This is a genomic window from Pseudoalteromonas sp. SG43-5, assembly GCF_014164345.1.
Taxonomy (GTDB): Bacteria; Pseudomonadota; Gammaproteobacteria; order Enterobacterales; family Alteromonadaceae; genus Pseudoalteromonas; species Pseudoalteromonas distincta.
The window spans coordinates 24,205-32,682 of record NZ_JACJFA010000028.1; the positions used below are offsets into that span (position 1 = coordinate 24,205).

Annotated in this window: 9 protein-coding genes; 2 read left to right on the forward strand and 7 right to left on the reverse strand. The window is 37.9% G+C overall.

Annotated features, from left to right (window positions below):
- Positions 1–146 precede the first annotated feature (146 nt).
- On the reverse strand, positions 147–1,037 hold the full coding sequence (locus H5161_RS18735) for a TIGR01777 family oxidoreductase (RefSeq protein ID WP_182769856.1): 891 nt from the start codon (positions 1,035–1,037) through the stop codon (positions 147–149).
- Positions 1,038–1,207: 170 nt separating this feature from the next.
- Between H5161_RS18735 and H5161_RS18740 the strand changes: the two genes are divergently transcribed.
- The gene (locus H5161_RS18740) at positions 1,208–2,245 is read left to right on the forward strand and encodes an AI-2E family transporter (protein ID WP_024595420.1); all 1,038 of its coding nucleotides are present in this window, start codon (positions 1,208–1,210) and stop codon (positions 2,243–2,245) included.
- Positions 2,246–2,314: 69 nt separating this feature from the next.
- Here the strand turns inward: H5161_RS18740 and H5161_RS18745 are convergent, their stop codons facing one another.
- From H5161_RS18745 to H5161_RS18770, 6 genes are all read right to left on the reverse strand, one after another.
- Positions 2,315–3,394, reverse strand: coding sequence for an FAD-dependent oxidoreductase (locus H5161_RS18745; protein ID WP_024606451.1), 1,080 nt, complete (start codon positions 3,392–3,394; stop codon positions 2,315–2,317).
- A gap of 123 nt (positions 3,395–3,517) precedes the next feature.
- Positions 3,518–3,928 carry a hypothetical protein gene (locus H5161_RS18750; protein WP_182696457.1) on the reverse strand — a complete coding sequence of 137 codons (411 nt, stop codon included), beginning with the start codon at positions 3,926–3,928 and terminating at the stop codon, positions 3,518–3,520.
- The gene (locus tag H5161_RS18755; protein WP_024606453.1) at positions 3,915–5,252 is read right to left on the reverse strand and encodes an ATP-binding protein; all 1,338 of its coding nucleotides are present in this window, start codon (positions 5,250–5,252) and stop codon (positions 3,915–3,917) included. Before H5161_RS18755 ends, H5161_RS18750 begins: the two co-directional genes overlap by 14 nt.
- The gene (locus H5161_RS18760; RefSeq protein ID WP_002959806.1) at positions 5,246–5,920 is read right to left on the reverse strand and encodes a response regulator transcription factor; all 675 of its coding nucleotides are present in this window, start codon (positions 5,918–5,920) and stop codon (positions 5,246–5,248) included. The genes H5161_RS18755 and H5161_RS18760 overlap by 7 nt, the downstream gene beginning before the upstream one ends.
- A 2-nt stretch (positions 5,921–5,922) precedes the next feature.
- Positions 5,923–6,180 carry a PepSY domain-containing protein gene (locus H5161_RS18765; protein WP_024594903.1) on the reverse strand — a complete coding sequence of 86 codons (258 nt, stop codon included), beginning with the start codon at positions 6,178–6,180 and terminating at the stop codon, positions 5,923–5,925.
- Between the two features lie 160 nt (positions 6,181–6,340).
- Positions 6,341–6,643: a YciI family protein gene (locus tag H5161_RS18770; protein ID WP_024599115.1), complete on the reverse strand. Its 303-nt coding sequence runs from the start codon at positions 6,641–6,643 to the stop codon at positions 6,341–6,343.
- 189 nt (positions 6,644–6,832) lie between these two features.
- Between H5161_RS18770 and H5161_RS18775 the strand changes: the two genes are divergently transcribed.
- The gene (locus tag H5161_RS18775) at positions 6,833–8,257 is read left to right on the forward strand and encodes a sodium-dependent transporter (protein ID WP_024606454.1); all 1,425 of its coding nucleotides are present in this window, start codon (positions 6,833–6,835) and stop codon (positions 8,255–8,257) included.
- Positions 8,258–8,478: the final 221 nt, after the last annotated feature.

The following is an 8,478-nucleotide window of genomic DNA, read 5'->3' on the forward strand; positions in this document are numbered from 1 at the left end:
TCTTTTATTAAAGATAGGCGTGGTTGGTGTGGAAAACTTGCTGATTATTATGTATTAATGTTTAAAGGTCAATATGGGTAAAAAGTAGTAATTTACCCATATATCTAATTTGAAAGGGATTTTAACTGAACGAATATTAACGCCCGCTAAACCAAGCTCTCTAAAGCCGATTTTATATCAGGATGATGAAAACGATAATTGTTAACGAGTGCCTTTTTAGGGACTACAAATTGCCCCGTTGTTAGTAAGTCTGACATTTCACCCATTAATAGTTTAAGTACTGGGGTTGGCATAGTGATAAATGCAGGTCGAGAGAGCGCCTCGCCTAAGCTTTTACTAAATTGAGCATTGCTTACAGGGTTGGGTGCTGTTGCGTTAACAGGGCCTGATATTTCTGGGTGTTTAATAATAAAGAGTATTAGCTGAATCATATCGTCGATGTGTATCCACGACATGCCTTGCTCGCCATTACCAATCGGGCCACCCAGGCATAATTTAAAAGCAGGTAACATTTTTCCAAGTGCACCTCCTTTTTTAGCTAAAACAATACCCGTTCGCAAAAGGCATACTCTGGTTTGTTCTGATTGGGCGAGTAGTGCTGCATTTTCCCAGTCTTTACAAAGCTGGTGGCTAAATTCATCGTGTGGGCGTTCAAAAGTTTCATCAATAGGATTACTATTTTGTCGACCATAAAAACCAATTGCACTGCCAGATATAAAAGTATGCGGGGGTATACTACAGGCTTTAATAGCTTGACTAATTTGCTGTGTAATATCAATACGACTGTTTCGTATTATTTGCTTTTGTTTGTCGCTCCAGCGTTTATTTACAATCGGCTCGCCAGCGAGATTAATAACGATATCAACAGTGTTGAAGTCAACATCACTAAGGTCACTTACGGCTTTAACTTTGTGGCCTAATAATACGTTTGCTTTAGTTGGATTGCGGCTAAGTACAGTAACAGTATTATGATGAAGTAAAAAAGGGCATAAGTGCTTACCAATTAATCCGGTCGCGCCAGTTATAAATATATGCATTATTCATCCTTACAATAAAATAGAAGCAAGTGATTAAAAAACATACTCGCTAGCAAACAGCTTTGCAAATTTATACGTAAAACAGGCTTTTATGATCACTTCGTAATTATTTCATTTAATTACCTTTTGCCTTACACTGGGACGATATAGTTAATAAAAGGATTAATAAATTGGCAAGTTTAACTGGAGTAAATAAAAGCTTAATAGTTTTTGCTTCCTTAGTAGTGGTCCTCGCTGGAATAAAAGCCGCGAGTGTAATTATTATTCCGTTTATTTTGGCGGCATTTATTGCCATTATTTGTAACCCGCTTATCAAGTTTTTTGCGCGCTACAAAATTCCTAAAGGCATTGCTGTTATGTTGGTCGTGCTGATTATAGTTGGCTTAGGGGTAAGCCTTGGCGGGCTTGTAGGGCAATCTATCAACGACTTTTCTCAGCAGCTTCCTGAGTATAAAACACAACTTAAAGAAGAGTTTGTGTGGCTGGTCGATTTAGCATCTCAATACAACATACTGATCAATAAAGATCAGTTAATTAATATGTTCGACCCTGGCAAAATGGTTGATGTGGCCACTAATATGCTCACTGGGTTAGGTGGCGTAATGGCAAACATGTTTTTAATTATTTTAACGGTTGTTTTTATGCTGTTTGAAGGGCCAATGCTGAGCAAGAAAATACATATGGCACTTGAAGACCCTGATAGTAAAATGAAGCAAATTGACCGCTTTTTAGAATCTATTAATTCATACTTGGCAATTAAAACGCTAGTAAGTTTAGGGACGGGTATTATTGCTGCGTTTTACTTATGGATTTTAGACGTTGACTACTTTGTGCTTTGGGGCGTGTTGGCATTTATGTTCAATTACATTCCAAATATAGGTTCAATTATTGCGGCTGTACCAGCTGTATTACTTGCCCTTATTACTCAAGGCCCATTAGTGGCAGGACTTGTTGCTGCAGGATATTTAACAATAAATACGGTAATGGGTAATATTGTAGAGCCTAAATTTTTGGGTAAAGGGCTGGGACTTTCAACGTTAGTGGTGTTTTTATCATTAATATTTTGGGGCTGGTTATTAGGTACTGTGGGTATGCTTTTATCTGTACCATTAACAATGATTGTAAAAATAGCCCTAGAAGCCAGTGCAGAAGGTAAGTGGGTTGCCACTTTATTGGGCAGTGGTGAAGACGTTACTAAAAATAACTAACATTTATAACCATCAAGGGCTGTAAAATTAAAACCCTTGATGGTTAAGTTATCAATAAATACAGGGCTATTAATTAATAAACGATTTAATAGCGTCATCCACTGCGTATATTGCGCCTTCTAAATATCCTGCTTCTTGTTTTGCAAACTCACTCGCTACAAAATGAATATTGAGGTTACTTAATTGCTCTTCCAAGTTTGAAAAATCAAATTCTGGGTGCTGTGAAGGCTGAGTTTGATCGTCTTTATTAGCTACAAATTTATCCTCTGCCCAGTCTTTAATAAAGTATCCGGTTGCCTTTTCAGCATCCTTACCATAAAAGTAGCTGAGCTGTTGGGCACAGGCTTGAATTAATTGCTCTTGAGTTACTTGGTTTCGTGATAAGTAGGGCACACCTATAAAGCCAAATAATGCGGCGTAATTACTATCCTCAGCACTGGCATCGTGAATCTCGACCATAGGGCCTACGCGGCTAAAGCTTTGCCCAGATAAGTTTTTATCACGCCAAAATGCATGTTCAAAAGTAGCTATAAACTTGGCTTGTCCTGCCATCCATGTAGGTACGCTGCTAAGGCGGTTTATGAGTGTTGGAGTCGCCCATAGTTCAGGTGTTAAATGCGTTGTAACCATACGAGGAGGAATTGCTGAAATTAATTTGCCAGTAGTAAAGTGCTTTATATTGCCTAAGTGATTAACCGTAATTAGCCAGTTATTATCACCTTTTTTAAGCTCAGTGACATTATGTTCTAATAATATTGAATCAGGATTAAGCTGCTCATATAAGGCAGTTATTAAGGTATTCATGCTGTGTTTGAGTCTAAATAGTTGCATATCTCCAGCACCTGCAATTTGTTGAGGTTGTTTGAAGTTAGGTGCTTGATATAACACATCACCTTTATGGTATTGCTCAAATATACTTAAGTTGAGTGACTTTATTAGCGCTTGAATTTTTGGTTGGTGGGGAAATATCCACGTAGGACCCAAATCAAAACTAACATCGTTATTTATTGGTGATTGCGCGGCAAAAATTCGGCCACCTAATTGCGATTTAGCTTCTAATAATAAGTACTCAATATTAAGTAGTTGTAATTTATACGCACTGTATAAACCAGCAAGTCCGCCACCTATAATAATTACTGGTTTGGTCATCTGTTTATCCATTAGTTTTTAGCAATCTACTAGTAGGTAGTTTGTTTTGGTATGAATAAATTGTCAAGTAAGCTATAGGGAGTGAGTAAAGAAACGTAACTAGTTTAGTGTGCTTAAGTTACGTCAAAATGGGTGTTTTAGTGATTCTGTAAATTGATTTATAAGCTCAATTTCACACAGTTTATAGCTAATGGTTGCGGTTGTCGCATTAGGAAGTTTTATTAAGTAACGCCATTGGCAGGCGCTCTCAAGGTACTTTTCATTATTTTTAATGCTGCGCATAAATAACGGCAGCACTTGCGTATTGCCTGTGCTTTCTTGTGACTTAGTTAGCTCATATTTACGCTTTTGTATCCAACTGCCTTGTGCTTGTTTTGCTTTATCAATTTGGCTATCTAGGCATTGAATATATCGCTTAGCTTCATCGGTTGTTGCTTTAGCGGCTAAAGTACATGCTTCATCTGCAAAGCTGTATTGGCTTGAAGCTAATAACACAATGGCAGTTAGTTTTAATAAATAGTTACTTTTTGTCATTGTAATTAAACTCTAAAATAAATTGAGCGCCGCCTAAGTTATCAGCTTCTGTAATGGTAAGTGTACCGCGATAGGACTTAACCAAGTCAGATACAATTGCCATCCCTACGCCGTGTCCGCTTTCGTATGTATCCAGACGAGTACCCCGTGTAAGTAGAGATTCACGTTTGTCCTCTGGCACGCCAGGACCATCATCGCTAATTCCAATACATAAAGTTTTGCTTTGAATAACTTGTATTGCTACTTGTGAGCGACACGCTTTACAGGCGTTATCAATCAAGTTACCGAGTAATTCCATTAAATCTGTTTGATCGCCTAAAAAATAATCTTTTTCGGTTACAGTGCAGCTAAAAATAATATCTTTATCACGATATACTTTTGCCATAGCACTGAGTATTGAATCGAGTACTGGCTTAATAGGGGTTTGTTTTTTCCACGTGTCTGATGCGCCCGTTGCAGCACGTTTTAATTGGTGCTCGATCATCACATTAATGCGGTCGAGTTGTTCTTGTGCATCGGCATCGTTTGCCAATGGACTTGATTTTAATACAGCAAGCGGTGTTTTAAGAGCATGAGCAAGATCGCTCAATGAGGCTCTATAGCGTTCTTTTTGGCGTTGTTGCGACTCAAGTAGCAAGTTTAGATCTGCTTTTATTGTTTGCAGCTCTACTGGGTAGAGGCCTTTAATTTCTTGAATATCGCCTGATTCAATCGCTTTTATTTCTTTATCGAGTCGTTGGAGTGGGCGAGCGCTCCAAATGAAACCAATCGCCATCAGGCCTGCGATTGCAATCCCCATGATAAACATCCAATCTACAAGGGTTTGCTTAAAGCCATCCATTAAACGAAGTAGAGCGTCGTTACGTTTAACTAATATAAAGCGAGCTTGTTCTGATTGATCTATGTTGTTTAAAATTACAGTCAGGCTAAGTTGCCAATAAGCGGTATTATTATATTCTACACGCCTAAAGTCAGCAGCACCTGCTTTGGTCTCTATTTGCTGAGGTACATAGTTTAAATTTACAGCCGACTCTGAGTTCCAAACCGGGTCATCATCGCGGTAGATCATTGCGTAGGTATCAGAATTTAATCTGTTTAACTCAGGCGCTAAAATAGTGCTGGGCATAATAATACCATGCTCAGTAAAGTCGACTTCAGATATTAGCGAGTAAAGCTGTGCTTCGAGAGTTTTTTCAGTCGCATCAACAAGTGAAGCGTAATACGCTTTGCCAATTGAATAAAATAAGATAGGGAGCGCGACTAATAAAACAAAGACAAGGATAAATCCTTGCCTTATTTTTAACGATATTTGCGGTATTACCACTGGCTTTTAAGCCTGTAACCACGCCCACGTAGTGTCTCTACTGGGTTTAGCACACCATCAGGGTCAAGCTTTTTACGCAAACGTAGTACAAATACTTCAATTACGTTTGAATCAAGATCGAAATCTTGGTCGTAAATATGCTCAGTCAATTCTGATTTAGAAATTACTTTTTGCGGATTTACCATTAAGTATTCAAGTACTTTATATTCGTAAGCTGTCAGGCTAAGTTCTTTGTCATCAACCCATACTTGTTGTGAACGTGTATGGATTTTAATTGGACCTGCAGTCATTTCTGGATTTGCTTTACCAGCACTGCGACGAATTAATGCATTACAACGGGCAATAAGCTCTTCAACATGAAATGGCTTAGTAAGGTAGTCATCGGCACCTGCATCTAAACCTTCTACTTTATCTTGCCAGCGATCGCGCGCGGTTAAGATTAAAATAGGGATTGTAATGCCTTGTGCTCGTGCTTTATTAATTAGCTCAATACCGTCTATTTTAGGTAAACCTAAATCAACTACGGCCATATCAAGCGGGTATTCTGTAATGTGGAAAAGACCTGCTTCACCATCGTGGCATAAATCCACGCTGTAACGTTCTTTTTCTAAGGCATTACGTAGGTTATCTGCTAAATGTAAATCGTCTTCTATAACTAAAATTCGCATTTTTAATCCTTTTTCACTTCGCCGGTTTTTTTATTAATATGTAAATCAACGACGTGGCCGTCAGATTTGAGTATTCGTACGGTATAAAAATCTGTTTTTTCGGTAATTTTTAAGGTCTTACCGCCAATTGTTTTCTTTGCGAGTATTACGGCTTTCTTTTTGTCCACCTCAGCATGAGATGCTTGGGTGGCGGTTGCTGCTTGACTAAAGTTAGCTAAGCTAACACAAGCAATAAAACCGAGGCTTAATAATACGCGCATAATGGAAAACTCCTAGACCAGACTCACTTAGTTTAATTAACTAAGTTACTAAAATTCAAGTAAAAACGGTAAATTCGTTTTTATCCTGATAATTTTAATTAAAAACCTGTGAACAAACCCTGAATTACAGTGCAACGCACGCTCTAGGGTTTAATACTTTTTAAGCAGGAAATACCTTTTTAAAAGGTTTAACAATTGTATTTTCATAGATGCCAGCGGCAACGTAAGGGTCTGCTGCTGCCCATTCTCGAGCGGCTTCAATTGACTCAAACTCAGCAACAACTAATGAACCGGTAAAACCTGCTTCTTGAGGATCTTCACTATCGACTGCCGGTAATGGACCGGCGGTAAGTAGACGGTTTTGTGAATCAAGCTCACTAAGGCGTGCTAAATGTGCCGGGCGTGCTGCTTTTCTAAGCTCTAAGCTGTTTTCAACGTCTGTTGAGTGAATCATGTACAACATAAGGAATCTCATAAAAATTGTTAAATTTGATTAACGCAATACTACCACAGCGTTGAAAATTGGTGAATTAAAAGCGTATTTACACAGGTTTACACTTCGATTTTATTTTTAAGCTGTAATTGCTTGAAAATCTCTGTGTAACACTGGTAGAGTCGCTGAAATATACAAAATAATAAAAAGGTTTTATGCATGAGCGAAAATAGAGAACGATTTAGTTCCCGCCTTGGATTCATAATGGCAGCGGCCGGTTCAGCTGTTGGTATTGGTAATTTAGTTGGTTTTCCGGTTTCTGCTACTAAAAATGGTGGTGGCGCATTCTTATTAATTTACGCTTTATTTGTCATATTCATTTGTTTACCAGTCATGATGGCTGAAATGGCAATGGGTCGTAACGCTCAAAAAGATCCACTTGGTTCGTACAAACTATTATCTAATAACGATAAAAAATGGAAGTTAGCTGGGTTTTTTGCGGTGCTTACACCATTTATGATTGCTGTATTTTATATGGTGATTACGGTTTGGATCTTTGGTTATTTAACGCAAACAGGCCTCGGTAATTTAGATTTACTTGCAGATCCTGGCCACTTTGGTGTTTTTATTAATAGTTACACTGTGTTTGGTTATATGGCTGTTGTGGTTATTATGGTGAACTTAATTTTGTTAGGTGGTGTTAAACAAGGCATAGAAAAAGCCGCCAAATTTTTAATGCCCGCTTTATTAGTTATGCTACTAGCTCTAGTTACTTATGTATTAACGCTTGATAACGCAATGGCCGGTGTTAAATACTACATTATTCCTGATTTTTCTAAAATGAATGCAAGTGTACTTAATGGCGCATTAAGCCAAGCGTTTTTCTCGCTATCGCTGGGTATGGGTATATTAATGACTTACGCGTCGTACATTTCTAAAAAAGATGACATTGTAAGCAGTGCTAAAATGGTCGCTATTACTGACTCACTCGTTGCGTTTGTAGCGGGGCTAATGGTGTTGCCAGCGATATTTAGCTTTGACCCAAATACAGACCCATCAGCACTTTCTGATTCGTCCGTATCAATGATTTTTGTATACCTACCTAAAATATTATTAGCACTGCAAAATGATATTGGTTATGTAGGTGCGTCTATTGTTGCGTTCTCATTCTTCTTATTAGTATTTTTTGCAGCGATTACTTCACTTGTTTCAATAGTGGAAGTACCGACAGCAACACTAAGCGACCGTAAAGGTATTAGCCGTAAAAAAGCACTGGGCATCCTTACACTTTCAACCGGTGTACTTACTATTTTATGTACAATGTCGTTTGGTATGATTGACAGCCTTACATCTTTCACCAGTTATGGCGGCGTTAGTAAGAGCTTTTTTGATATTATTGTTGATGTATTTTACGACACAATTTTACCGCTTAATGGCTTAATGGTGTGTTTGTTTGTAATGTACCGCTGGAAAAAAGCACGCTTAACACAAGAGCTAAGCTTAGGTTCGCCTAATTATGCGGGAAGCTTGATGGAAAAGTACGTTAACTTTTCACTTTCAACGTTTATTCCTGTCATTCTAGCTGTAATATTTATAAATACAGTGGCGACTAAGTTTTTTGATTTAAAAATATTTGGTTTTTAATAGGCCTCTTTAAAAGCTTATTGAATAATATAATGCCGCTCAGTTAAGCTTAGCGGCATTTTTTATAGGCGTTTTGTACAGGTATCTGGTCTAACTATTATACCAACCTGCATAAATCTTTGATCAATTTAACGAATTAAATTGCACTATAACGTCGTTAAAAATTTTTTATTTAGAACAACTAGATACAAAAATTTTTGCCTAGTTCTAGCGTAATTTTC

Excerpts from the sequence above, each read along its gene's own strand:
- H5161_RS18750 (WP_182696457.1), bottom strand. The coding sequence starts at position 3,928 with ATGACAAAAAGTAACTATTTATTAAAACTAACTGCCATTGTGTTATTA.
- H5161_RS18770 (WP_024599115.1), bottom strand. The coding sequence starts at position 6,643 with ATGTTGTACATGATTCACTCAACAGACGTTGAAAACAGCTTAGAGCTT.
- H5161_RS18775 (WP_024606454.1), top strand. The coding sequence starts at position 6,833 with ATGAGCGAAAATAGAGAACGATTTAGTTCCCGCCTTGGATTCATAATG.
- H5161_RS18735 (WP_182769856.1), bottom strand. The coding sequence starts at position 1,037 with ATGCATATATTTATAACTGGCGCGACCGGATTAATTGGTAAGCACTTA.
- H5161_RS18765 (WP_024594903.1), bottom strand. The coding sequence starts at position 6,180 with ATGCGCGTATTATTAAGCCTCGGTTTTATTGCTTGTGTTAGCTTAGCT.
- H5161_RS18745 (WP_024606451.1), bottom strand. The coding sequence starts at position 3,394 with ATGACCAAACCAGTAATTATTATAGGTGGCGGACTTGCTGGTTTATAC.
- H5161_RS18760 (WP_002959806.1), bottom strand. The coding sequence starts at position 5,920 with ATGCGAATTTTAGTTATAGAAGACGATTTACATTTAGCAGATAACCTA.